Source organism: Mumia sp. Pv4-285, assembly GCF_041320275.1.
In the GTDB taxonomy this organism is placed as follows: Bacteria; Actinomycetota; Actinomycetes; order Propionibacteriales; family Nocardioidaceae; genus Mumia; species Mumia qirimensis.
This window is the reverse complement of record NZ_CP162023.1, coordinates 2,205,146-2,229,850: the sequence shown is the minus strand read 5'-3', so window position 1 is coordinate 2,229,850 and position 24,705 is coordinate 2,205,146. Positions and strand designations below refer to the sequence as shown.

The following is a 24,705-nucleotide window of genomic DNA, read 5'->3' as shown; positions in this document are numbered from 1 at the left end:
TCACCCGAGCGGCAGCCGTACGCGCGCCACGGTCTCCTCACCTTCACGGGCGAGGGCGATCGCGCCGCGGTGGCGCTCCGCCACGACCCGGCGCGCGATGTCGAGACCGAGCCCGGTGCCCTTGCCGACGTCCTTGGTCGTGTAGAACGCGTCGAACGCGCGGGCGAGCACCGCGTCCGCGACCGCGGGGCCGGAGTCGGCGAACGTCACTTCGATGCCGTCCTCGACCTCGCGGGTGCTGATCCGCAGGGTGCCACGCCCGTCCATCGCGTCGACGGCGTTGTCGACGAGGTTGGTCCACACCTGGTTGAGCTCGCCGGCGTTCGCGTCGATGGACGGAAGGCCGTCGGCGAAGTCCCGCGTCACGACGATCCCGCCGCGAAGCTTGTGCCCGAGCACCAGGAGGCTGCTCTCGATGCCCTCGGTGACGTCGACCTGCTGGTGCTCGCCGCGGTTCACCTGAGAGTACGACCGGACCGCCGTGACGAGCGCGGACACGCGGTTCGTGGCGACCTTCACCTCGTCGAGCAGCTGCGCGGTCTCCGCGGTCGACGCCATCCAGGCGATGCCAGGGCCGAGGGACGCAGGCGCGACCGCGTCGGCGACCTCGTCGCACCACGAGACGTCGGCGCCGGCGGCGGCGAGCGTGGCCGCAAGACGCCACGCGCGTTCGATCCGATGGTCCTCCAACCAGTCCGTCAGGCGTTCCTCCAGGTCGGCCCGGTCCAGCGGGTCGACCCCCACGGCGCTCGGCTCCAGCTCCCGCCAGTGCCGGTCGAACGTGGCGACGTCCTCCGCGGACACCTGTGCCGCGGCAAGCCCCTGAACCGCGGTGAGCACGTTCGCCGCGGCCGTGTCCAAGGACTCCACGGCGCGGACCGCCGCGGCTGCCGGGTTGTTGATCTCGTGCGCGAGGCCCGCCGCGAGCGTCCCCAGGGTGACCAGCGACTCCCGGTGTCGGGCGGTGGACTCGATGCTGCGGGCCGTGCTGTAGAGGCCCTCGATGAGGTGGACCGCGAACGGGAACCAGGTGAGCGACAGCTCGCGCAGCGCCGGTGCCTGCACCTGGAGCATCCGGCCGGGTCGGGCACCACGACCGGTCGCGAGGTAGCGGCCGCCGTCGTCCCACGCGCGGAACCCGCCGGCCCACTGCCCCGGCAGATCCATCCGGCGTACGACGGTGTCCTCCCCGCCGACGTTGCGGACGAGGTCGACCGCACCATCGAGCAGGAGCCACCAGGCGTCGGCGTCGCCGCCCTCGTGGAAGAGCTCCGCCCCAGGCTCGATCGCGATCTCCGTGCCGTGCGCGACGAGCTCCGCGAGCTGGTCGTCCCCGACCCCGTCGAAGAGCGACAGCGGACGGAGCTCGTCGACCGTGATCACGTCGCCGCCAGGTAGCGGTGGACGAGTGCGACGGCCATCGCTCCCTCTCCTACGGCCGACGCGACGCGCTTCATCGACTCGTTGCGCAGGTCGCCCGCCGCGAAGACGCCGGGGATGCTCGTCTCGAGTGCGAACGGCGTCCGCGCGAGAGGCCACGAGCTGGCCCCGTCGGAGTGCCGGAGCGACCGCCCGGTGACGACGTACCCGTCGTCGTCGCGCACGACGTCGTCCCCCAGCCACGCGGTGTGCGGTGTCGCTCCGATGAACACGAAGAGCCAGTCGGTCGCGACCGTCTCCTGCCTCCCGGTGCCGCGCTCGGTGAGCACGACCGACTCGACGTGGCCGTCCCCCGAAACCGCGGCGACCTCGGTCGCGTAACGGACCTCGATGTTCTCCGCCGCCTCGATCCTCTCGACGAGGTAGCGCGACATCGAGTCGTCGAGAGACGTCCCGCGGGCCAGCACGACGACCCGCTTCGCATACTGGGCGAGGTTCAGCACGGCCTGCCCCGCGGAGTTGGCCGCACCGACGACGTGGACGACGTCGCCCTCGCACTGCGAGGCCTCTCCAGCGCCGACGCCGTAGTAGAGGCCGCGGCCGGTCATCTCCTCGACACCAGCCGCGGGCAGCAGCCGGTACGACATCCCGGTCGCGACCACCACGGCGCGCGCCTCGATGCACGTACCTCCCTCGAGCGACAGCATGCGCACGGGTCCGCGGCTCTCGAGCCCGACGACGTCGCGGGCCAGGACCATCTCCGCTCCGAACCGCTGCGCCTGGGCGAGAGCCCGCTGAGCGAGGTCGGCGCCCGTGAGCCCACGAGGAAATCCGAGGTAGTTCTCGATCGCCGCACTCTGGCCGGCCTGTCCCCCGGGCGCCTCGCGCTCGACGACGACGGTGCTCAACCCTTCCGACGCCGCGTAGACCGCTGCGGCCAGGCCGGCGGGTCCGGCGCCGACGATCGCGAGGTCGTAGAGCGGCTGCTCCGCCTGCGTCCGCAGCCCGAGGGCGGTGGCGACGTCGAGCGTGGTCGGCGCGCGCAACGTGTCGCCGGACGGCGTGAGCACGACCGGCGTGTCGTCGGCCGTGGCGCCCGCGAGACCGAGCAGCCGCTCGGCGTCGGCGTCCAGCTCGACGTCGTACCACTGGTACGCGATGTGGTTGCGCGCCAGGAAGGTCTTGAGGTCGTGCGTCCGGTCGGACCAGCGGTGGCCGATCACACGGACGTCGCTGTGGTCGGGGTTCGCGCGCGACCAGTCGTCGAGCAGGTCGTCGACCGCGGGATAGAGCCGGTCCGCCGGCGGATCCCACGGCTTCATCAGGAACTGGTCGAGCCCGATCTCGTTGATCCCGGCGATCGCGACCTCCATGTCCGCGTACGCCGTCAGGAGCAGCAGCTTGGCGGTGGGCGCGAGGTCGCGGACCTGCGCGAGCATCTGGGTTCCCGTCATGCCCGGCATGCGCTCGTCGGCTGCCACGAGCGCGACCGGCTGACCGCGCAGCGCGAGACGGCGGAGCACCTCGAGGCCGTCGGCCCCGGAGGTTGCTCTGACCACCCGGTAGTCGTCGCCGTAGCGGTCGCGCAGGTCGCGGGCGATCGCGTGCGACACGCTCTCGTCGTCGTCGACGGTCACGATCGTGGGCTTGGCCATCGACACCTCATCACGAGCAGGCGGCCCCGCGACGATGCGCGGGCTCTCCCGCATCGTAGAGGCGGTGGCCGGTGCCACGGGGGCGAATTCATCAGCTGGAGCGGCGCCCCTGCCGCGGTCGGTCCGCGCCCTGGCCGACGACAACACCGGACCGCTCCGTTAGCGTGTGCGCATGACAGACGTCGCCGAGGTCCGGCACCCCGTCCCTGTGCTCGTGCGGCGTCTCGACATCGCAGCCAAGGTTCTGCTCGTCCTGATGCTCGGCACCGCGCTGGCCTTCCCGGAGCTCGGCAACCTCGAGGAGAAGGGCGCCGTCGCGCGCGCGATCGCGTACCCGGCTCTCGCGTTCACCGTCCCGGTCGTCTGGCACGTGTGGTGGCGCGAGCGGGCGTCGTTCCCCTGGCTGGCCGACCTCCTCATCACCATCACGTGCTTCACGGACATCCTCGGCAACAGGATCGACCTGTACGACCAGGTCGTCTGGTTCGACGACTGGATGCACTTCATGAACACCGGCATGCTCGCGGCGGCGGCGATCCTGCTGACGCTCCCGCGCAGCGCAAGCTTCGGCGCGACCATCGAGCGGGCGCTGGCGTTCGGTGCGACTGCCGCGATCGGCTGGGAGCTCGCCGAGTACTTCGCCTTCATCAGCAGGTCCGCGGAGCGCCACAGCGCGTACACGGACACGCTCGGCGACCTCACGCTCGGACTGCTCGGCTGCGTCGTCGCGGCGGTTGCCATCCACGCCGCGTGGCGTCGCGGAAGGCTGCGCACCGCTGCGCCGCAGCTCGAGACCTCGCCGGTCGAGCAGCCGATCCCCCTGGTCGAGTAGGGCGGCGCGCCACTAGCGTGGCGGGGTACGCCTCCGACCTCGAAGGAGACCTCGTGTCGAGACCGCCGCTGCCCGACGATGCCGTCGCCCTGCTCCGTCGACCGAACCCTGCTGTCATCGCCACCGTGCGGCAGGACGGGTCACCGGTGACGACGGCCACCTGGTACCTGTGGGAGGACGGCCGCGTCCTCGTCAACATGGACGAGGGCCGTGCCCGTCTGAAGCACCTCCGCCGCGATCCTCGGGTCAGCCTCACCGTCCTGGCCGAGGACGGCTGGATCACCCACGTCACCCTCATGGGCCGGGTCGTCGAGATGTACGACGACGAGGGACTGACCGACATCGACCGGCTGTCGACCCACTACGGCGGTCAGGCCTACCCCGTACGCGACCGAGCGCGGGTCAGCGCCTGGATCGAGGTCGACCGCTGGCACGGTTGGGGTGCGATGAAGGACTCCGACCAGGCTGGAGGCTGACCCCGGCGGCTTCGCGGATCGCCCCCGCGACGGCCGCCACCGCTGGCGTACGGCTCTGTCGGGTGAGCATGAACACCGTCCTTCCGACGGTTCCTTCGGCAGGCAGGCGAACGGCGACCCCAGGCGCGCCTCGACTCAGCACGAGGTCAGGCAGGAGTGCCGCTGCACCCACCGTCTGGACGAGCTCCAGCAGGATCAGGAAGTCGTCCGAGCTGTAGCGCACGTCGGGCTCGAACCCGCCGAGGTCCCGGCAGACCCGCACCTGCATCTCGCGGTGCCCGGTGCCGGGCTGGCAGGCCGCCCATGCGATGTCGGCCAGCTGCGCGACCGGCACCTTCTCGAGGTGCGCCGCAGGATGGCTCTCTGGCAGGACCAGGCGGATGTGCTCCCGCAGGAGGTCCTCGCGCTGCAGATCGGCATGGACGGCTCGTGGCTGTCCCTCGTACTCGTCCCCCACCACGACGTCGAGCTGGTGAAGCCGTAGCGCAGGCGCCGCTTGCTCGACCTCGGCCTCGACGGCCTCGACGCGCACGTCGGGGTGAGTGTCTGCGAGCGTACGCACAGCTGGCGCGACGATGCTCAAGAACGCGGACTGGAACGACGCGACACGGACCACACCGGCCGCGCGACCCGCAGCGACCGTCGCCACCTCCGCCTCGGCCGCCTCCATGCCGTCGAGTAGACGGGTCGCGTGCGTCACGAGCACCTGGCCCGCCTCGGTCAGCCGCACGTTGCGGCCGATCCGCTCGAGCAGCGGCGTGCCCGCCTCCCGCTCGAGGACGGCGAGCTGCTGCGAGACGGCGCTCGGCGTGTATCCGAGGGCCTCTGCGGCGGCGTGCACGGTGCGGCGGCTGTGCACCTCGCGCAGGAGTCGCAGGCGATGGAGATCGAGCATCCGTTCAGCATAGCTTCACGGTTCTGTGCAGGAAGCCGTGATAGACGTGAATGGTTCGCGGCGCGACGATGGAGACGTGGGACGCCTCTACTGCATGACCTCCGCCGCCGCCTTCGGGGCGATGGCCGTCTTCGGAAAGCTCGCGTACGAGTCGGGCGTCGGTGTCGACGCCGTTCTCCTCGTGCGCTTCGGGCTCGCCGGCGCCGTCCTGGTTCTCCTCGCCCTCGCGCGTGGGGCGTTCCGGGGGCTCTCGGCGCGAGCGGTGCTGATTGGTCTGGGCATGGGCGTCTTCGGGTACGCGCTCCAGTCGAGCCTGTACTTCTCCGCGCTCACCCGCATCGACGCGGCGCTCGTCGCGCTGCTTCTCTACATCTATCCCGTGCTCGTGATGGTGGTGGCCGTGGCGCTGGGCCGTGAGCGGGCCCCCGGACGGCGGATCGGTGCGCTGGTCGTCGCCCTGGTCGGCATCGGCCTCGTGCTCGGCGGTGCGGCGTCCGGCCGGCTCGATGCGGTCGGCGTGCTGCTGGGCCTGGGCGCCGGGGTCACGTACACCGCATACATCCTCGTCGGGGACCGCGTCACCGGAGACGTCCCGCCACTCGCCCTGGCGGCGCTGGTGTGCACCGGCGCGACGGCGACGTTCGTGCTCCTGGGGGCCGTACGGGGCGGCACGGACCTGACGTTCGAGCCGTCCGGCTGGCTGTGGTTGGCGGCGATCGCCCTGATCAGCACCGTCGGCGGGATCCTGCTCTTCTTCGCCGGCATGGCGCGGGTCGGCCCGTCGATGGCGGCGATCCTGTCCATCCTCGAGCCGGTGGTGACCGTCGTGGCAGCCGCCCTGGTCTTCGGCGAGATGCTCAGCGCAGTCCAGTGGTTCGGCGGCCTGCTGGTGCTCGCGGCTGTCGTCGCGGTCCAGTGGCCGCCGCGGACGACGCCGGCACCCCCGCCGGTCGATTCTCCTGCCGACGACGTCGCACTCAGTCCGACACCTTCACGAGCCTGCGCCGCTTGACCGTGTAGCCCGGCGGCAGCGTGCCGTCCTTCATCATGCGGATCGGGCACCGCTTGCAGCGGGAGTCGGAGACGCAGCACTTCGCCTTCGGCCTCTTGGCCTTCTTGGCCGGCTTCCCGCGTTTGCGGTCGCCCTTCCTCTTGGACACCACCGCCGCCCTTCGTCCCCCGGAGTCGTGTCATCGAGGGTAGTGCTCGATCGCAATCTCACCCTCGAAGGATGACCCACCGCCGGGGAGATCCTCCCTAACGTGAAAACACGTTCGCTGCGTTGCCAAGGGGTGATGAGAGTGCCTATGTCTCGAATCCAGCACACCGACATCGGCTGGTCGACATGAGCGCCGCGGACGCGACCGCGGGAGCAGCCGCACGGGCCAAGGTACCGGCCACCGCGTGGATCTCCTGGGTGGCCCTGGCGATGATGACCACCAGCTCGGTCGCCAGCCTGCGCGCGGCGCCGACGATGGCGGTCTACGGCCTGGCTTGCGTCTTCTTGTACCTCCTCCCTGCCGTCGTGTTCCTCCTGCCGACCTCCCTGGTCTCCGCCGAGCTGGCGTCGGGGTGGGAGGGCGGCATCTACAAGTGGGTATCGGAGGGCATCTCGAAGCCGATGGGCTTCCTGGCCGTGTGGTGCCAGTTCGCGATGACGATCTTCTACTATCCGAGTCTTCTCGGGTTCGTGGCGAGCACCCTCGCGTACGTGTTCAATCCGGAGCTGGCCAGCAGCGGAGTCTGGACCGCGGCGGTCATCATCGTCGTGTACTGGTCCGGTGTCTGGATCTCCTCGCGTGGCACGAAGGGCGTGGCCGGACTGGCCAGCGGTGGCCTGATCATCGGAACCCTGATCCCCGGCGTCGTCCTGGTGCTTCTCGGCATGGTCTTCCTCGGGCAGGGCAACCCGTCCGCGGCGCCGATGACCGCCGAGAACATCTTCCCGGTGTGGGCCGGACTCTCGAGCCTCGTGCTCATCGTCAACAACTTTCTCTCCTACTCCGGCATGGAGATGAACGCAGTGCACGTCTCCTCACTGAAGAACCCGGGCAAGGAGTTTCCGAAGTCGATGTTCCTGGCGATGGGACTGGTCCTGGCGATCTTCATCCTGCCTGCGCTGGCGATCAGCTGGATCGTGCCCGCAGAGGAGCTGTCGCTCACTGCCGGCGTCATGCAGGCCTTCGACGCGGTCTTTGCGAACTTCGGCTGGCAGTGGTTGACGCCGATCGTCGGCATCATGCTGGTCACCGCCTCGCTGGGCGGAATGCTGACGTGGCTGGCCGGGCCCTCGAAGGGCCTGCTGCTGATCTCGCGACAGGAAGGCTATCTGCCTCCCTTCCTGCAGCGCCTCAACAAGAACGGCGTCCAGCAGAACATCCTGGTCGTCCAGGGCCTGGTAACCACAGTGATCGGGCTGGCCTACGCGCTGATCCCGGACGTCTCCAGTGCGTACTGGATCTTCTCGGTGATCACGACCCAGGTCTACCTGATCATGTACCTCTTGATGTTCGTGGCCGCGATCCAGCTGCGCCGCAAGCATCCCGACCACCCGCGCGGCTACCGCGCACCCATGCTGGTCGGCATGTGCGGCGTCGGCTTCGCAGCCTCGCTGGCCGCGCTGCTCGTCGGGTTCATCCCGCCGTCGCAGTTCGCGAGCGGCAACTCAGGCGTCTACTTCCTGATCGTCGGCGGCGGCGCGCTCGGTCTCGGGCTCCTCGTGCCGTTCCTGTTCTACAGGTTCCGCAAACCCTCATGGCGTCAACCCGAGCCTCAGGAGGTGACCTCGTCATGAGCACCCACGTCGAGACACAGAGCAAGCGTGAACGCACCTGGATCTATCTCGCGGTGTGCGTCGTCCTCGGCGCCATCGTCATCGCAGGGTTGGTCGCCTTCAGCTCCGCACGGGAGTCCCGCGAGGCGGAGGAGAAGGCCGACCAGCTGATCGCGGCGATCGAGGACGCCGGAGCGACGGCCCCCTCGCAAGACCAGGTCGTGCGCGTCCTCGGCGACGACGGTGGGGCCACCTGCGAGAACCCGAACGACGCGCTGAGTCGGGCCGCCCTGCTCGCGCAGCTTGCGAACGGGGCGAGCGGCCCCGGCGCAAGGCCGGTCATCGCCGACAGCCGCGTCTTCAAGGGCCAGCTGCTGATCATCGAGATCTACTGTCCCGACGAGCTGGACGACTTCAACGAGTTCGTCGAAGACCTCAAGACCGACGACGTGGCGGGGTGATCGACTCATGGATCTGAGGGCCCGTATCGCCGGCCTGATGCCGCAGGCGCGCGAAGAGCTGGCGGACCTCGTGGCCATCAGGTCGGTCGCCGATCCGCGTCAGTTCCCGCCCGAGGAGTGCCAGCGCGCCGCACAGTGGGTGCTCGACCGCTTCGCGGCGCTCGGGTTCACCGATGCCCGGCTGGCGAAGACGGCGGACGGCAGCAACGCTGTCCTCGGCTCCCGTCCGTGCGCCCAGGCCGATGCACCCACGGTGCTGCTCTACGCCCACTACGACGTGCAACCGCCCCTTGACGACGCTGCGTGGGAGACGCCGCCGTTCGAGCTGACCGAGAAGGACGGCCGCTGGTACGGGCGCGGAACAGCCGACTGCAAGGGCAACATCCTCATGCACCTGACCGCACTTCGTGCGCTGGGTGAGGACGTGCCAGTTCACCTGAAGCTGGTGGTGGAGGGTTCCGAGGAGCAAGGCACCGGGGGCCTCGAGGCCTTCGTGGTCGACAACGCCGACCTGCTCCGCGCGGACACGATCCTGGTCTGCGACACCGGGAACGCAGCCGTCGGCCAACCCGCCGCTACCGTCAGCCTGCGGGGCATGGTGAACGTAGTCGTCACGATCGAGGCGTTGGCCTCGGAACTGCACTCCGGCATGTTCGGCGGTGCAGCCCCGGATGCCCTCGCAGCCCTGGTCGCGGTGCTGGCGAGCCTGCGAGACACCGCCGGCAACACCACCATCGAGGGGCTCGACAACACGCGGCACTGGGACGGCCAGCCGTACCCTCCCGAGCAGTTCCGAGGAGACGCCGGGCTGCTGGACGGGGTGCAGCTGCTCGGAGACGGCACGGTGTCGGACATGCTGTGGGCGCGGCCGTCGATCACCGTGCTCGGCATCGACTGCCCACCCGTGATCGGCTCGTCGGCGTCGATCGTTCCCAAGGCCGCAGCGCGGCTCAACCTTCGCATCCCTCCCGGGCTCGCACCTGCTGCGGCCGAGGACGCGCTCGTCGCGCACCTCAAGGACCACGCACCGTGGGGTGTCCACGTCACCGTCGACGTGGAAGCCACCGGGTCACCGTTCCAGGCGACGATCGACGGGCCGGCGTACCAGGCGATGGGCGCGGCGATGCGGGAGGCCTACGGCAAGTCGATGGCGACGTTGGGGCAGGGTGGCTCGATCCCGCTGTGCAACGTGTTCGCCGACACCTATCCCGACGCCGAGATCATCTTGATGGGCGTCGAGGAACCCTTGGCCTTGATCCATGCTCCGAACGAGAGTGTGGACCCCCGCGAGATCTCCGCGATGGCACTGACCGAGGCGTTGTTCCTGCAGCGCTACGCCGCTGTGGCGACCTGAGCGAGCTCGGTTCGACGGATGTCAGCCCCTGACCCGCGCGACATCTACAGCACCCTCGACCTCGCACTCCGGATCGGCGATCTCATGCTCTCTTCCGGGGCGGGAGCCGCAGATGTCGCGGCCACCATGCTCGCGGTGACTCACGCCTGCGGACTGCAACGGATCGACGCCGACGTCACCTTCACCGAGCTCTCCCTCCAGCACCAGCCGAACCTCGAGGAGCCGGCCTCGATCCTGATTCGGCGGGTCCGACGCCGGCCTGCGGACTACGCAGAGCTGATCGAGGTGAACCGGCTCGTGCAGGACCTGATCGACGGAATGGCCACTCGGGACGGGGCGCGGGAGCGGATCGCGGCCATCGACTCCGCCGATCACCCCCGCGCTCGATGGCTCATCACAGTCGGCTGGGGTGCCGTGGGAGGATCTCTCGCGGTCACGCTCGGAGGCGGGCTGGTGGTGAGCGGCCTCGCATTCGTGGCGGCGTGCGGCATCGACCTTGTCGGACGCGCCACTCGGAGTCGGGTTCCGCTGTTCTACCAGCAGACCGCGGGCGGGTTGCTGGCCACGCTCGTCGCGGTCGGTGCCGCTGCAACGCAGATCGACGCGGACCCCTCTCTGATCGTCACCGCGAGCATCATCATCCTGCTCGCCGGCATCGGACTCATGGGCGCCATGGCCGACGCCCTGACCGGGTATCCCCTCACGGCGAATGCCCGCCTGCTCGACGCCCTGCTCGCCACCGTGGGCGTGATCGCCGGCGTGGCCGCCGGTCTGACCGTCGCCGAGCTCGCAGGGGCCGACATGGGCCACGTCGAGCCCGGAGCCACGGGTCTGGCCCAAGGATCGGTCATGACCATCGGTGCCGGGCTGGCCGCCGCCGCGTACGGCCTGGCATGCTATGCGCCGTTACGCGCGTCGACCGCGGCCGCTTGCGTGGCCGTCTGCGGCCAGGCGATCTTCTTGGCGGTCGACGGGTTCTCGCTCGGGCAGACCTGGGCGGCAGCCACCGCCGCCATAGTGATCGGCACGATCAGCCACGGAATCGCCGGCCGAGTACGCGTGCCGCCCCTCGTCCTGATCGTGCCCGCCATCGTGCCACTGCTGCCGGGGGTCTCCATCTACCGAGGGCTGGCCCTGCTCGCCGAGGGTGAGGACGGTGTGCTGGATCTGGCTGCCGCCGGTGCTACGGCGATCGCGCTGGCCGCCGGAGTCATACTCGGACAGTATCTGGCTCAGCCCATCAGGCGGGAGGGCTCGCGACTGGAGAGCCGCCTGGCTGGTCCCCGACTCGCCGGGCCGCTGCTCAAGCGGGTCGGCCGTCGAGGCAGGCCGCCGATCGGCCCGAATGACGCCTAGCCGCTCGACAGACGTCACAACCAGAACCGGCCCTGGCTCAGCGCTTCCGCTGGCCAGAGCCGGTTGTCTGGTCGGGCTGACAGGATTTGAACCTGCGACCCCTTGACCCCCAGTCAAGTGCGCTACCAAGCTGCGCCACAGCCCGATCAGGCCGGAACGTGGTCCCGGACCCGAGAAGCAACAGTAGCAGCCGCGGTCCAGCATCCCGACACCGCCGTCGGCGGTGCGATGTGGTCGGATGAACGGGTGAACGACGCAGTCCTCCGACGGACGCTCGGCGTCCGGGACGCGGTCGGCATCGGCCTCGCCTCGATGGTCGGGGCAGGCATCTTCGCCTCGCTCGCGCCCGCAGCCGAGGCGGCCGGATCGGCTCTCCTCGTCTCCCTCGTCCTGGCTGCAGCGGTGGCCTACGCGAACGCGACGTCGTCCGCGCGGCTGGCGATGCGGTACCCCGAGTCGGGAGGCACCTACGTCTACGGACGGGAGCGGTTGGGACCGTTCTGGGGCTATCTCGCCGGCTGGGGTTCGTCGTCGGCAAGACCGCGTCCTGCGCGGCGATGGCGCTCACCGTCGGCGTCTACGCCTGGCCGGAGCACGCACGCGAGATCGCCGTCGTCGCGGTCGTCCTCGTCACCGCGCTGGACTACCTCGGTGTCCAGCGGTCCTCCGCCGTCGCTCAGTCGGTCGTCGCGGCAGTCCTCGCCGTCCTCGTGATCGTGGTCGTCGTCTGCCTGCACGGGGCCGGGTCGACAGCTCCGGTGCTGGGCACGGGCGAGGGACCCGACGGTGTGCTGCGCGGGGCAGGGCTGCTGTTCTTCGCCTTCGCGGGCTACGCGCGCATCGCAACGCTCGGCGAGGAGGTCCGCGACCCGGTCCGGACCCTGTCCCGTGCGGTGCCTCTCGCGCTCGGGATCGCGGTGGTGGTCTACGGCGCCGTGGCGTACGCCGTGCTCTCCGTGCTCGGGCCGACGGGCGTCGCCGCAGCGTCCGACCCGCTCGCTGTCGCCGTCGACGCCGCGGGCGCACCCGCGCTCGTGCCGGTGGTACGCATCACGGCCGCCGTCGCCGCGGGCGGCGCCCTGCTTGCCCTCGTCCTCGGCATCTCGCGCACCGTTCTCGCGATGTCCCGCGATCGCCATCTCCCTCGCGCGCTGGCCGCGGTCGAGCCAGGGTCGGGCGTCCCGCGTGCCGCCACCCTTGCCGTGGGCGCCGTCGTCGCGGCCCTCGCCGCGACGACGGACCTGCGCGGGGCGATCGGATTCTCGTCGTTCGGCGTCCTCGTGTACTACGCGATCGCCAACGCCTCGGCGCTGACGCTGTCGCGCGCCGAACGCCGGCCACCGCGCCCGCTCGCGGCCTTCGGCCTGGTCGGCTGTCTCGTTCTTGCCTGCACCCTGCCCGTGCCGTCGGTCGTCGCCGGCGTTGTCGTGCTGGCGGTCGGCGCGCTCGTCTTCCTCCTACGGCGCCGCTGACGAGCCGCGATGATCCGCCACGAGCGGAACCGCGACGCCGACGGTTCCACTCTCGAACGCGCCGACGTACGGTCGGGCCATGCCCGTCCCCGTGGTCCTGCTCCCGGCGCTCGGCGAGACGCGTGCGAGCTGGGACGGCGTCACGCCGGTTCTCGCCCGCGATCGTGCAGTCCACGCGGTCGATCTGCGTGGACATGGCGAGGCATCCTGGGAACCGCCGTACACCATCGCGGGGATGCGTGACGACGTCGTCGCACTCCTGGACCAGCGTGGCCTGGACGTCGTCGACCTCGTCGGACACTCGCTCGGCGGTGCGGTCGCGTGCCGCGTCGCCGCCTCGCACCCCGATCGCGTACGCCGCCTCGTGCTCGAGGACGTCGGCGCTCTCCGGCCTCGTACGCCGAGCGTCCCGGACCGCCCTGACGGACCGTTGTTCTTCGACTGGGACATGGTCTTGTCCGTGCGACGCCAGATCGACTCGCCCGACCCGGCCTGGCGCGACGAGCTCGCCCGCATCGCAGCACCCACGCTCGTCCTCGCAGGCGGTCCGACGAGTCATGTCCCGGACGAGACCATCGACGAGCTCGTGAGCCGTGTCCAGGACGCCAGGCGCGTCACGATCCCTGTCGGCCACCTCATCCATGACGCCGCACCCCGCGCGTGGCTCGGCGCGGTCCTCCCGTTCCTCGACGCCTAGCCGCCCTTGCCGGCGCGGCAGGCTGGACGGCTCCGTGAGGTGGCCGCATCCGGACATATCTCTTCCAGGTGATGCAGGTCACTTGTACGGTGAGGCGCGAATGAAACGTTTCATCCGGACGAAGTCGCCCATCCCACGACCGGAAGGCACCATGCATCCGACATCCCAGTCCCCTCGCTCGCGTCCTCGCACCCGTACGAAGCTGGCAGCGGCAGCGCTGACGGTCTCAGCGCTCGGGCTGTGTCTGAGCTCGCCCGCGATCTCCGCACCCGACCACGACGGCGACCGGCCGACGGCAGCCGACCCGTGGGAGAAGTACATCCTCGCCCCGGAGTCGCGCACGGTCCGAGCAGACGGCGTGTACGCGTCGACCGGCGCGGTCGCGAACCCTGAGGGTGCGTTCGGCGACGGAGCCGTGACGCTCGGCCAGGGAGGACAGGTCACGCTCGACTTCGGCGTCAACATCGCCGGTCTCCTCAACCTCGAGTTCGGCGACGTCACCGGCTCGCCCGCCCGCGTCGGCATCGCGTTCTCCGAGACCACCAAGTACGTCGGTCGCGAGTCCGAGGCCTCCACCGGTGGTCCGCGCGGTCGTGACGGCACTGTCTGGGTCGAGGCCGAGGCCGACGGCTCGTGGTCGGCGCCCAAGGAGCTGCTCCGTGGTGCCTTCCGCTACGTCACGCTGTTCGTCGACGACGCGGCATCGGTCCAGATCGACGACGTCGTCGTCGACTACACGGCAGCGCCGCTGATGGAGGACCTGCGCGCCTACCAGAACCACTTCTACTCGTCGTCAGACCTGCTCAACCGACTCTGGTACGCCGGCGCGTACACGACCCAGATCAACACCATCGACCCGACCACCGGTCGCAGCTGGCCTGCGCCGTCCGCGCTGTGGGACAACAGCGCGACCACCGGGGTCGGATCGTCGATCCTGGTCGACGGCGCCAAGCGCGACCGTACGGTGTGGCCCGGTGACCTCGGGATCTCACAGGGCACCGCCTTCGTGTCGACCGGCGACACGACGTCGGTCCGCAACTCCATCATGACGGCGTACGAGAACCAGAAGGCCACCGGAGAGCTCCCGTACGCGGGCCCCGAGCTGAGCTTCTACCGCTCGGACACGTACCACATGTGGACCCTGCTGGCGACGGCGGAGAACTACGAGAACACCGCCGACGTCGCCTGGGTGCGGAGCGTGTGGCCGGAGTACACCGCCGGCCTCGACTACATCCGGGCCAAGAAGAGCGACCGCGGCCTGCTGCTCATCGACGAGACCAACGACACCACGCACGAGTCCCGCATCCCCGACGGCGAGGAGTCGATGGCCAACGTCATGTACTGGCGACTGCTCGGGACCGGCGCCACGCTCGCCGAGCGCGTCGGTGACGACGCGCTCGCGGCAGAGCTCCGCGCGGAGGCCAAGACGGTCGCCGCGGCGATCGACACCTACCTGTGGGACGAGGAGGCCGGGGCGCTCTCCTGGTATCCGGACCGCCGCGACGTCCACCCGCAGAGCGCGAACTCCCTCGCCGTCTGGTGGGGCCTGCTCGACGAGGCGCGCGCCGACCGCGCGATGGAGCACCTGCGTACCACCAACTGGGTCGAGCGCGGTGCCCGGACGCCCGAGCGCGACGACGACCTGCAGCTCCTCTTCGGCTCGTTCGAGCTGCAGGCGCAGCTCGCGGCGGGCGACCCGGAGGCGCAGGAGGCCGCCGTCGATCTCATGGAGCGGCAGTGGGGCTGGATGCTCGACAGCCCGCAGGGACCGCAGAGCACCTTCTGGGAGTCGCTGCGCGAGTCCGGTGAGGTCGTGAGCTCGTACCAGTCGTACGCCCACGGCTGGTCGACAGGACCGACCCGCGCCCTCACGGAGCAGGTCCTCGGCATCCAGGCCGAGGAAGGCGGGTCGCGGTGGGAGGTCGACCCGCACACGGCGGGCCTGCGTCACGCCGAGGGGCGCCTCGTCACCGCGCAGGGACCGATCGACGCGTCGTGGACCGATGAGGGCAAAGACCTCACGATCGACTTCACGACACCGCGCGGCACCGAGGGCTCGATCGGCGTCCCCGTCGACGGCGAGCACGTCCTCGTGAAGCTCGACGGACGCGTGGTCTGGAACAGCAGCAACGGCAAGGCGTACGGCCACCCCGTGCGCCACACCGGCGAGCGGGTCTACATCGACGGGATCGACGGCGGGCACCACACGGTGGTCGTCCGCACCACCCGCTGACCCACCACCCGACGAGAGGACCCGACGTTCCTGCCCGGATCCGGGCAGGAACGTCGGGTCCTGATGGCGGGTCCGCGGTCAGCGGCGCTTGCGCTTCTCCCGCACGCGCTGGGTCAGGTGGATCGGCGAGCCCTCGAAGCCGAACTCCTCGCGCAGCCGGCGCTCGACGAACCGCAGGTACTGGTCCTCGAGCTTGCCCGACGTGAACAGAACGAAGGTCGGCGGAGCGACGCTCGCCTGCGTCCCGAACATGATCTTCGGCTGCTTGCCGCTGCGGACCGGGTGCGGGTGCTCCGCGACGAGACGGCCGAGGAACGAGTTGAGGAGACCGGTCGGCACCCGGGTGTACCACCCGTCGAGCGCGGTGTTGAGCGCCCGGACGATCCGGTCGACGTGCCAGCCGGTGAGCGCGGTGATGTTGACCCGCGGCGCCCACTGCACCTGGACCAGCTCGCGGGTGATCTCCCGGTCGAGGTAGTAGCGACGCTCGTCGTCGACGAGGTCCCACTTGTTGAACGCGACGACCAGCGCACGTCCGGCCTCCTCGACCTGGCGGATGATGCGCAGGTCCTGCTCGGAGATCGGCTCGCTGGAGTCGAGGACGACGACGGCGACCTCGGCCCGCTCGATCGCGGAGGCCGTACGCAGGCTCGCGTAGTACTCGTGACCCGACGCCTCCTTCACCCGGCGGCGGATGCCGGCGGTGTCGATGAGCCGCCAGACGTCTCCCCCGAGCTCGACGAGCTCGTCGACCGGATCCACGGTCGTGCCCGCGACGCTGTCGACGACGACGCGCTCGGAGCCGGCCAGCTTGTTGAGCAGGCTCGACTTGCCGGCGTTGGGCTTGCCGACCAGGGCGATGCGGTGCGGGCCCTCGTCCTCGTCGTCGGTCTGCTGGGGAGCCTCCGGCAGGACGTCGAGGATGATGTCGAGCAGGTCGCCGGCACCACGGCCGTGCAACGCGGACACCGGGAACGGCTCGCCGAGCCCGAGGTTCCACAACGAGGCTGCCTCGAGCTCACCCCGCTCGTCGTCCACCTTGTTCGCGACCAGGATGACCGGGTTGCCTGAGCGCCGCAGGACCTTCACGACCTCCTCGTCGGCGTCGGTGATGCCCACCGTCGCGTCGACCACGAACAGCACCGCGTCGGCGGCGGCGACGGCGACCTCCGCCTGGGCGGCGATCCGCTCGGCCAGCCCCTTGGCGTCGGGGTCCCAGCCGCCGGTGTCGACCACGGTGAACTCGCGGCCGTTCCACTCCGCCTCGTACGAGACACGGTCACGTGTCACCCCGGGGACGTCCTGCACGACAGCCTCGCGGCGTCCGAGGATGCGGTTGACGAGCGTCGACTTGCCGACGTTGGGGCGTCCGACGACGGCGAGGACCGGGAGGCGTACGCTCCCCGGCTCGGTGACGGGTTCGGTCATGATGCGGGTCCTCCGAGATCGGGTACGGCCTTGACGGCGAGGCGTACGACCTCGTCGACCACCTCGTCGAGCGTGAGGTGGGTGGTGTCGAGCTCGATCGCGTCGTCTGCCTTGGCCAGCGGGGACGTCGTACGAGTGGAGTCGATGGCGTCGCGGCGCTGGAGCGAGGCGGCGGTCGCCTCGACGTGGGCGGCGACCTCCGCCTGCCCCTCCTCCGCGGCGCGACGTGCTGCCCGGGCAGCCGTGTCGGCGACCAGGTAGAGCTTGAGCGGTGCGTCCGGCGCGACGACGGTGCCGATGTCACGGCCCTCCAGCACGATGCCGTCCGAGGAGGCGATCGTCTGGCGCTGGAGCGCGACCAGGCGCTCGCGCACGGCGGGGACCCGACTGACCTGGCTGACGGCGTCGGTCACCGCCTGCTCGCGGATCGGGCCGGCGACGTCGACGCCGTCGGCGATGATGGTCGGCGCCTGCGGATCGGTGCCTGACTCGATCACGATCTCCGCAGCGGCCTCGGCCACGGCCTCCGCGTCCTCGACGTCGACATCGCGCTCCAGCACCGCCCAGGTCATGGCGCGGTACATCGCCCCGGTGTCGAGGTAGGCCAGTCCGAGGCGGGTCGCCACCTTGCGGGCCGTGCTCGACTTGCCGGACCCGGACGGTCCGTCGAGAGCGATGACGACAGGGGGCACGGAGCCAACCTTTCTCACGGAGTTCGAAACCTTCTTCACTGGTACGGCGTTGTCATGGTGCAGCGTCATTCGTCGGGCGGCGTCACAGGTACGCGGTCCAGCCGCGGTCGGTCAGCGCAGAGGTCAGGTCCTCCGCGCGCTCGGAGCGCACCGCGATCTCGGCGATGCCCACAGGGCGGCCGAGGTCGTGGTCGATACGCAGATCCTCGATGTTCACACCCGATTCTCCCGTATCGCGAAAAAGACGGCCCAGCTCGCCCGGCTGGTCGGGCACCTGGACGAACACGGTGGCCAGCAGAGGCGCGGCCTCCTCTCCGTGCTTGCCCGGGATCAGCCGTGTCCCGGAGACACCACGACCGAGGACGTCCTCGATGACCTGGCTGCGCTCCATGCCGTCGAGGAGCTCGTCGAGATCGTCCCGGACGCCCCTCAGGAGCTCGACGAGCGGGAGACGGTTCGCGTGCAGGATCTGACGCCACAGGCCGGGGTCGCTCGCCGCGATGCGTGTCACGTCCCGCAGTCCCTGGCCGGCGAGCGCGAGGTGGTCGGAAGGACCGCCGTGCAGCCGTGCCGCGGTCAGCACCGACATCACCTGGGGCAGGTGCGACACGCGTGCGACGGCGAAGTCGTGCTCGTCGGTCGGCATCTCGACGACGGTCGCCCCCGTCGTACGACCGAGCTCACGGACGAGCTCCACCGCGTCCGGAGCCGCCGCGGCGTGCGGAGTGACCGCCCACGCGCGACCCTCGAACAGCGTCTCGGACGCAGCCGTCGGGCCCGAGCGCTCGCTGCCGGCCATCGGGTGGCTGCCGACGTACCGTTCGAGCCCAGGCGTGTCGGCGTCGGCCAACGACTGCAACGGTGGGTGCTTCACGCTGGCGACGTCGGTCACGACGGCATCGGCCCACTCGCCGAGGGCGTCCGCGACGACCTCGGCGACGTAGTCAGGCGGAACCGCCACGACGACCAGCGCCACTGTCTCCGGCTCCGCCAGGGTGCCGGCGCCGAGCATCTCGGCGGTCCGTGCGTTCTGCGGCAGGACGTCGCGGAGGTGGACGGCCACCCCCGCCCGGGTGAGGGCGAGGGCGATCGAGGTGCCGACGAGCCCGCAGCCGATGACGAGGACGGGGCCGGGAATCTCAGCGGCTCGGGGGGCGGAGCTCACAGCTCCACGCTATCCAACAGCGCCCCGAGCTCGTCGGGCGTGAGGTCGCGCAGGTCACCGGGCTTCATGCCGCCGAGGTGCACCACGCCGAACGCGGTCCGGGTGAGGCGTACGACCGGGTGGCCGACGGCGTCGAGCATCCGGCGCACGATCCGGTTGCGACCGACGTGGATGTCGAGCTCGACGATGCTCCGGTCCGCCGCGGTCTGCTTGACCGCGAAGCGGTCGACGCGCACCGCTCCGTCGTCGAGCTCGATCCCCTCGCGCAGCTGGCGTCCGAGGCCACGGGCGACCTGACCCTCCACCTCGGCGACGTAGGTCTTGATGATCTCGAACGACGGGTGGGCCATCCGGTTGGCGAACTCCCCGTCGTTGGTGAGCAGCAGCAGCCCGCTGGTGTCGGTGTCGAGGCGTCCGACGTGGAAGAGGCGCTCGGGTCGGTCCGCGACGTAGGCCGAGAGGTCGGTGCGGCCGCGCTCGTCGCTCATCGACGACACGACTCCGCGCGGCTTGTTGAGGACGAGGTACGCATGGTCCGACGCGGGCGGGATGCGCTTACCGTCGACGTGGATGACGGCCGTCTCCGGGTGGACGCGCAACCCCATCTGCGTGACGACCTCGCCGTCGACGGTGACGCGACCGCGCTCCATCAGCTCCTCGCAGGCGCGGCGGGAGCCCAGACCGGCCTGCGCGAGCACCTTCTGCAGTCGGATGCCGTCCGGGTGCTCGCTCATGGTCGTTCCTCGTCCTCTGCTGCTGCGGGTGGCGCGGATTCGCCCGGCTCGTCGTCGACGCCGGCGCCGTCGGTCGGTTGCGGCACAGTGGGCTCTGGGCCGGCCACCACCTCAGGATCCTCCACGTCGTCCATGTCGGGCAGGAAGGGTGCCAGGTCGGGAAGCTCGTCGAGGCTCGACAGCCCCATCCGCTCGAGGAAGTAGGGCGTGGTCGCGTACAGGAGGGCACCCGTCTCGACGTCGGTCCCTGCCTCGGCGACGAGGCCGCGGGTCACGAGGGTGCGCATCACGCCGTCGACGTTCACGCCCCGGATCGCCGAGACCCGCGCCCGCGAGATCGGCTGCCGGTAGGCGACGACCGCCATCGTCTCCAACGCCGCTTGCGTCAACCTGGCCTGCTGACCCTCGAGCACGAACCGCTCGACTGCGCCTGCGTACTCGGCGCGTGTGTAGAAGCGCCACCCGCCGGCGACCTGCCGCAGCTCGAAGCCGCGGTCCTCGTCGTCGTACGAGCGTGCGAGCTCGACCAGCGCGACCTCGACCTCTGCCGGCGGATGTCCCACGGCGGTGGCGAGCAGCAGGTGGTCCAACGGCTGGTCGGCGACCATGAGGATGGCCTCGAGCGCCGGGCGGAGCGGGTACGAGGCGAGGCTCTCCGCGTCGGTCGGCGACGACTCCGCAACCGCCTCGGGCACGTCATTGCTGTCCATCTGCATCCTCGTCCTCGTCGTCGCTGGGCTGATCCTCGTAGCCGAGCTGACCCTCATCACCCAGTTGATCCTCGTCGCCGAGCTGATCCTCGTCGCCGACCTGATCCTCATCGCCGAGCTGATCCTCATCGAACTCGGCGCTGACCTCGACGTCCTCGTCCTCGCCGCCCGTCCACCGGATCGTCAGCTCGGCCAACGGGGCGGCCTGGTCGAACGCGACCACGCTCTCGCGGAACAGCTCGAGCAGCGCGAGGAACCGCGCGACCTTCGTCAACGTGTCCGGCGCGTCCGCGACCAGCGCGCGGAACGTCATCGACGATCCGCGGCGCAGTCGCTCGACCACCACGACGGCCTGCTCGCGCACGCTCACCTGAGGTGCGTGGAGATGTGTCAACGAGAGGATCTGGGGCATCTTCGGCTCCATCGCCTTCGCGGCGAGCAGGGCCAGCTCCTCGGGCCCGACGGCGATCAGCACCTCCGGCAGCAACGTCGCGAAGCGCTGCTCGAGCGCGACCGCCCGCGGGAACCGGTTCGCCTCGTCGGCGAGCCGCTCCTTCATCCGGCCAGCGACCAGCTTGAACGCGCGGTACTGGAGGAGCCGCGCGAACAGAAGGTCGCGCGCCTCGAGCAGCGCCAGGTCGTCCTCGTCCTCGACGTCGGCTTGCGGGAGCAGCCGCGCTGCCTTGAGGTCGAGCAGCGTCGACGCGACCAGGAGGAACTCCGTGGTCTGCTCGAGGTCGCCCTCGGGCCCCATCGCCTTGAGGTGCGCGATGAACTCGTCGGTGACCTTCGACAGCGCGATCTCGGTGATGTCCAGCTTGTGCTTGGCGATCAGCTGGAGGAGCAGGTCGAAGGGCCCCTCGTACGCGTCGAGGTGCACGACGAAGCCCGTCGACGCCCCGGGCGCGTCGGTGTCCGGCTCGGTCACGATGCTCCGAGCCGCCGCGCGAGCTCGCCGTCGGCGCCGTTCTCGGCGTACTCCGCCAGCGCCATCGCGACGGCCTCACGGATCAGTCGCCCACGGTCGAGGCTCTGCCCCAGGTCGCGCCGCAGCTCCAGCCTCGCGTGCTCGAGGTCGAGCAGCTCGTCGGAGGTCATGTAGACCGTGACCTTGCTGTCGTGCTTGACGCGACCGCTGGGCTTGGCGTCGACCGCGTCCTCGCTCTCCGACGCCGCAGGCGCGTTGCCGGGAGCGTCGGGGATGGTGGTCGGTCGGAACAGCTCGTCAGCGCCAGGCAGTCTCACACGCCGGGGCACCGGACGAGCACCTCCCGGGCGAGCTGGCGATAGGCGTCGGCACCCTTGGAGTCCGGGGCGAAGTCGGTGATCGGCTCTCCCGCCACCGTCGCGTCGGAGAACTTGACCGTACGCCGGATCACGGTGTGGAAGACCTTCGGTCCCCAGCCGTCGACGAGGGTCTGGAGCACCTCGCGGCTGTGCAGCGTCCGGCTGTCGTACATCGTCCCGAGCAGGCCGATGATCTCCAGGTCGAAGTTGGTCCGCTGACGGACCTTCTCGATGGTCTCCTTGAGGAGGGCGACTCCGCGCAGGGCGAAGTACTCGCACTCCAGCGGGATCAGCACGCCGTCGCACGCCGTCAGCGCGTTGACCGCCAGCAGGCCGAGGGACGGCTGGCAGTCGATGAGGATGACGTCGTAGTCGTTGAGCACGGGACGTAGCATCCGGGCGAGCGTCTGCTCGCGGCCGACCTCGTGGACGAGGTGCATCTCTGCACCCGACAGGTCGATGCTCGCGGGGAGCAGGTGCAGGTTCGCGGTGCGCGTCTTGAGGAGGACGTCGGAGACCTCGACGTCGTCGTGCATCAGCAGGTGGTAGACCGTGGCGTCGAGGTCGTGCGCGGGGAACCCGAGACCGACCGTCATCGACGCCTGCGGATCGAAGTCGACGAGCAGCACACGTCGCCCCAGCTCTGCGAGCGCGGCACCGAGGTTGATCGTGGTCGTCGTCTTGCCGACGCCGCCCTTCTGGTTGCACAGGGCGATGACGTACGCGGGGCCTCCGCTGGGAGGTCGCGGCGGCGGAAACTCCGGCATGGGGCGGCCGGTCGGGCCGATCTCGGCGCCGGCCGACGGTCCGAGCTCGCCGAGCAGATCGCTGTGGTGGTTCATGCGCTCTCGATCCCGTGGCTGTTCTTTCCCGTGCTGGGGCTGCTTGGACTGTACCAAGTCGACAAGTCTCCACCTCGACGCCGCGCGGCATGTCGCCGGGGCTGCCCAACGTCCCGTCGCGCCCCACGATTTGACGGGTTCTCCACCTTCTTGACCCGAGCTTCGGTGGACAAGCGGTCAAATCGTGGGGCGCGGCGCGCGCTACGCCAGGGCGCGGGGGTGGGCGGTCGCGTACACCTCGCGGAGCTTGTCGATCGTCACCAGCGTGTAGACCTGGGTCGTGGTCACCGACGCGTGCCCGAGAAGCTCCTGCACCACGCGGACGTCGGCGCCACCGTCGAGCAGGTGGGTCGCGTACGAGTGCCTCAGGGTGTGCGGGGACACGTCGACCGTAATTCCGGCGCGCCGAGCCGCCTTCGCGAGCACCGCCCACGCGCTCTGCCGTGACAGCCGGCCGCCGCGGGAGTTCAGGAACACCGCTCCCCCGGTCGTACGGACGCTGGTCAGCGCCGGGCGTACGGACTCCAGGTACGTTCGCAGCGCGTCCTGGGCGTACCGTCCGACCGGCACGACCCGCTGCTTGCCGCCCTTGCCCCGCAGCAGGACCTCGCCGATCTCGAGGTCGAGGTCGTCGACGTCCAGACCGACCGTCTCGGAGATGCGCGCGCCCGTCCCGTAGAGCACCTCGAGCAGTGCACGGTCCCGGACCGCCAGCGGCGTCCCGGCCGAGCCCGCGGCGTCGAGCAGAGCCTCGACCTGGTCGACCGCGAGCGCCTTCGGCAGCCGCCGTGGCGGCGTCGGGGGCTTCACCTCCGCGGCGACGTCGTGGTCGACGACGCCCTCGCGCAGCGCGAACCGGTGCAGCCCGCGAGCCGAGACGATCGTCCGCGCGGCGCTGGGTGCCGACAGCGGCGGATGGTCGGCGTCCCCCTCGCGCAGCGCCGCGAGGAAGTCGGCGACGTCCGCCTCCGTGACGTCCCCGAGCGTCTCGATCCCCCGCTGGTGGAGGTAGGCCGCGTAGCGGCGCAGGTCCCGGCGGTACGAGGTCAGCGTGTTCGCCGCGAGACCCCGCTCGACGCCGAGGTGGCTGAGGTAGTCGTCGACGAGCCGGCCGACCGCGCCGCGGCCCGCCCCGCTCACGTCAGCCCCACGACCTCGCCCGGTGAGACGTACGACATCGCGTGCGCCTCGGCGACGCCCTCGTTGGTGACGGCGCCGTCGTGCACGTTGAGACCGGCACGCAGCGCCGGGTCGAGCCGCAGCGCCTCCACCCAGCCGTGCTCGGCCAGCGCGAGGACGTACGGCAAGGTGACGTTGGTCAACGCGTACGTCGAGGTGTGCGGGACCGCGCCAGGCATGTTGGCGACGCAGTAGAAGACCGACTGCTCGACGACGAACGTCGGGTCGTCGTGGGTGGTGGGCCGCGAGTCCTCGAAGCAGCCGCCCTGGTCGATCGCGATGTCGACCAGCACGCTCCCGGGGCGCATCGATGCGACCATCTCGTGGCTGACCAGGTGAGGCGCCTTGGCACCGGGGACCAGGACGGCGCCGATCACGAGATCGGCCTGGGCGACCGCGCCCTCGATCTGGTAGCGGTTCGACGCGACCGTCTGCAGCCGACCGCCGAACTCCGCGTCGAGCTGGCGCAGCCGTCCGACGTTGATGTCGAGGAGCGACACGCGGGCGCCCATGCCGAGGGCGATCACCGCTGCGTTGCGGCCCGACACTCCGCCGCCGAGCACGACGACGTGGGCTCCGTGGACACCCGGGACGCCGCCCATCAGGACGCCTCGACCCTCGGGCGCGAGCAGGTGGTAGGCGCCGACCTGCGAGGCGAGGCGTCCGGCGACCTCGCTCATCGGCGCGAGCAGCGGCAGGGCGTGGTCGGCGGTCTGCACGGTCTCGTAGGCGATCGCGGTGGTCCCCGACCCGACCAGCGCGTCCGTGCACTCGCGTGACGCGGCAAGGTGCAGGTACGTGAAGAGGACCTGGCCGCGGCGCAGGCGCGCGTACTCCTCCGGGATCGGCTCCTTGACCTTCAGCAGGAGGTCGGCGCTCGCCCAGACCTGGTCAGCGCCAGGAAGGATGTCAGCGCCCGCCCGGACGAACTCGTCGTCGGAGATCGAGGAGCCCGCGCCCGCGCCGGTCTCGACGACCACCTCGTGGCCGGCGTCGCGGAGCTCCCGCACGCCTGCCGGGGTGATCGCCACGCGGTACTCATGGACCTTGATCTCGCGCGGGATGCCGACCAACACGTGTCGAT

At 70.5% G+C, this 24,705-nt stretch carries 23 protein-coding genes, 1 tRNA gene and 1 pseudogene; 10 read left to right on the top strand and 15 right to left on the bottom strand.

The window, feature by feature from the left end:
* On the bottom strand, positions 1 to 1,383 hold the full coding sequence (locus tag AB3M34_RS10725; protein WP_370619742.1) for an ATP-binding protein: 1,383 nt from the start codon (positions 1,381 to 1,383) through the stop codon (positions 1 to 3).
* Positions 1,380 to 3,035 carry an FAD-dependent oxidoreductase gene (locus AB3M34_RS10720; protein WP_370619740.1) on the bottom strand — a complete coding sequence of 552 codons (1,656 nt, stop codon included), beginning with the start codon at positions 3,033 to 3,035 and terminating at the stop codon, positions 1,380 to 1,382. Before AB3M34_RS10720 ends, AB3M34_RS10725 begins: the two co-directional genes overlap by 4 nt.
* 172 nt (positions 3,036 to 3,207) lie before the next feature.
* On the opposite strand from AB3M34_RS10720, the gene AB3M34_RS10715 reads away from it, so the two are divergent.
* Positions 3,208 to 3,867 (top strand): hypothetical protein, encoded by a 660-nt coding sequence (locus AB3M34_RS10715; protein ID WP_370619738.1) that lies wholly within the window; start codon positions 3,208 to 3,210, stop codon positions 3,865 to 3,867.
* Positions 3,868 to 3,920: 53 nt separating this feature from the next.
* Positions 3,921 to 4,343 carry a PPOX class F420-dependent oxidoreductase gene (locus AB3M34_RS10710; protein ID WP_370619737.1) on the top strand — a complete coding sequence of 141 codons (423 nt, stop codon included), beginning with the start codon at positions 3,921 to 3,923 and terminating at the stop codon, positions 4,341 to 4,343.
* Here AB3M34_RS10710 and AB3M34_RS10705 read toward each other — a convergent pair.
* The gene (locus AB3M34_RS10705; protein ID WP_370619735.1) at positions 4,270 to 5,238 is read right to left on the bottom strand and encodes a LysR family transcriptional regulator; all 969 of its coding nucleotides are present in this window, start codon (positions 5,236 to 5,238) and stop codon (positions 4,270 to 4,272) included. The genes AB3M34_RS10710 and AB3M34_RS10705 overlap by 74 nt on opposite strands.
* 76 nt (positions 5,239 to 5,314) lie before the next feature.
* On the opposite strand from AB3M34_RS10705, the gene AB3M34_RS10700 reads away from it, so the two are divergent.
* Complete coding sequence (locus AB3M34_RS10700; RefSeq protein WP_370619733.1) at positions 5,315 to 6,250, top strand: EamA family transporter; 936 nt, start codon at positions 5,315 to 5,317, stop codon at positions 6,248 to 6,250.
* Here AB3M34_RS10700 and AB3M34_RS10695 read toward each other — a convergent pair.
* On the bottom strand, positions 6,216 to 6,398 hold the full coding sequence (locus tag AB3M34_RS10695) for a hypothetical protein (protein WP_370619731.1): 183 nt from the start codon (positions 6,396 to 6,398) through the stop codon (positions 6,216 to 6,218). The genes AB3M34_RS10700 and AB3M34_RS10695 overlap by 35 nt on opposite strands.
* A gap of 185 nt (positions 6,399 to 6,583) precedes the next feature.
* Between AB3M34_RS10695 and AB3M34_RS10690 the strand changes: the two genes are divergently transcribed.
* The 4 genes from AB3M34_RS10690 to AB3M34_RS10675 are packed head-to-tail and all read left to right on the top strand — an operon-like array spanning position 6,584 to position 11,182.
* A complete protein-coding gene (locus AB3M34_RS10690; RefSeq protein ID WP_370619730.1) occupies positions 6,584 to 8,032 on the top strand; it encodes an APC family permease in 1,449 nt (482 codons plus the stop codon).
* Entirely contained in the window at positions 8,029 to 8,472 is a 444-nt protein-coding gene (locus AB3M34_RS10685; protein ID WP_370619728.1) for a hypothetical protein, read from the top strand. Before AB3M34_RS10690 ends, AB3M34_RS10685 begins: the two co-directional genes overlap by 4 nt.
* Positions 8,473 to 8,479: 7 nt before the next feature.
* Complete coding sequence (locus AB3M34_RS10680) at positions 8,480 to 9,826, top strand: dipeptidase (RefSeq protein ID WP_370619726.1); 1,347 nt, start codon at positions 8,480 to 8,482, stop codon at positions 9,824 to 9,826.
* Between the two features lie 18 nt (positions 9,827 to 9,844).
* Positions 9,845 to 11,182, top strand: a complete 1,338-nt coding sequence (locus AB3M34_RS10675) for a threonine/serine ThrE exporter family protein (RefSeq protein WP_370619724.1) — start codon at positions 9,845 to 9,847, stop codon at positions 11,180 to 11,182.
* A gap of 68 nt (positions 11,183 to 11,250) precedes the next feature.
* Here AB3M34_RS10675 and AB3M34_RS10670 read toward each other — a convergent pair.
* A tRNA-Pro gene (locus AB3M34_RS10670) sits at positions 11,251 to 11,327 on the bottom strand.
* A 188-nt stretch (positions 11,328 to 11,515) separates the two neighbouring features.
* On the opposite strand from AB3M34_RS10670, the pseudogene AB3M34_RS10665 reads away from it, so the two are divergent.
* The 3 genes and pseudogenes from AB3M34_RS10665 to AB3M34_RS10655 all read left to right on the top strand — a co-directional run.
* A pseudogene (locus AB3M34_RS10665) lies at positions 11,516 to 12,654 on the top strand (APC family permease); the annotation flags it as partial.
* Between the two features lie 79 nt (positions 12,655 to 12,733).
* Entirely contained in the window at positions 12,734 to 13,351 is a 618-nt protein-coding gene (locus AB3M34_RS10660) for an alpha/beta fold hydrolase (RefSeq protein WP_370619722.1), read from the top strand.
* Positions 13,352 to 13,502: 151 nt separating this feature from the next.
* A complete protein-coding gene (locus AB3M34_RS10655) occupies positions 13,503 to 15,584 on the top strand; it encodes an alpha-L-rhamnosidase C-terminal domain-containing protein (protein WP_370619720.1) in 2,082 nt (693 codons plus the stop codon).
* A gap of 78 nt (positions 15,585 to 15,662) precedes the next feature.
* On the opposite strand, the gene der is transcribed toward AB3M34_RS10655, so the two are convergent.
* From der to ald, 10 genes are all read right to left on the bottom strand, one after another.
* Complete coding sequence (der, locus tag AB3M34_RS10650; protein ID WP_370619718.1) at positions 15,663 to 17,012, bottom strand: ribosome biogenesis GTPase Der; 1,350 nt, start codon at positions 17,010 to 17,012, stop codon at positions 15,663 to 15,665.
* On the bottom strand, positions 17,009 to 17,704 hold the full coding sequence (gene cmk / locus AB3M34_RS10645; RefSeq protein WP_370619717.1) for a (d)CMP kinase: 696 nt from the start codon (positions 17,702 to 17,704) through the stop codon (positions 17,009 to 17,011). Before cmk ends, der begins: the two co-directional genes overlap by 4 nt.
* 82 nt (positions 17,705 to 17,786) lie before the next feature.
* Complete coding sequence (locus tag AB3M34_RS10640; protein WP_370619715.1) at positions 17,787 to 18,869, bottom strand: prephenate dehydrogenase; 1,083 nt, start codon at positions 18,867 to 18,869, stop codon at positions 17,787 to 17,789.
* Positions 18,866 to 19,603 carry a pseudouridine synthase gene (locus AB3M34_RS10635; protein WP_370619714.1) on the bottom strand — a complete coding sequence of 246 codons (738 nt, stop codon included), beginning with the start codon at positions 19,601 to 19,603 and terminating at the stop codon, positions 18,866 to 18,868. The genes AB3M34_RS10640 and AB3M34_RS10635 overlap by 4 nt, the downstream gene beginning before the upstream one ends.
* Positions 19,600 to 20,313 carry an SMC-Scp complex subunit ScpB gene (gene scpB, locus AB3M34_RS10630; protein WP_370619713.1) on the bottom strand — a complete coding sequence of 238 codons (714 nt, stop codon included), beginning with the start codon at positions 20,311 to 20,313 and terminating at the stop codon, positions 19,600 to 19,602. The genes AB3M34_RS10635 and scpB overlap by 4 nt, the downstream gene beginning before the upstream one ends.
* Positions 20,300 to 21,241 carry a segregation and condensation protein A gene (locus AB3M34_RS10625; RefSeq protein WP_370619711.1) on the bottom strand — a complete coding sequence of 314 codons (942 nt, stop codon included), beginning with the start codon at positions 21,239 to 21,241 and terminating at the stop codon, positions 20,300 to 20,302. Before AB3M34_RS10625 ends, scpB begins: the two co-directional genes overlap by 14 nt.
* Positions 21,238 to 21,570 (bottom strand): hypothetical protein, encoded by a 333-nt coding sequence (locus tag AB3M34_RS10620; RefSeq protein WP_370619709.1) that lies wholly within the window; start codon positions 21,568 to 21,570, stop codon positions 21,238 to 21,240. The genes AB3M34_RS10625 and AB3M34_RS10620 overlap by 4 nt, the downstream gene beginning before the upstream one ends.
* Entirely contained in the window at positions 21,555 to 22,442 is an 888-nt protein-coding gene (locus AB3M34_RS10615) for a ParA family protein (protein ID WP_370619707.1), read from the bottom strand. Before AB3M34_RS10615 ends, AB3M34_RS10620 begins: the two co-directional genes overlap by 16 nt.
* A gap of 201 nt (positions 22,443 to 22,643) precedes the next feature.
* Positions 22,644 to 23,582, bottom strand: a complete 939-nt coding sequence (gene xerD / locus AB3M34_RS10610) for a site-specific tyrosine recombinase XerD (protein WP_370619705.1) — start codon at positions 23,580 to 23,582, stop codon at positions 22,644 to 22,646.
* Positions 23,579 to 24,697: an alanine dehydrogenase gene (gene ald, locus AB3M34_RS10605; protein ID WP_370619703.1), complete on the bottom strand. Its 1,119-nt coding sequence runs from the start codon at positions 24,695 to 24,697 to the stop codon at positions 23,579 to 23,581. The genes xerD and ald overlap by 4 nt, the downstream gene beginning before the upstream one ends.
* Positions 24,698 to 24,705: the final 8 nt, after the last annotated feature.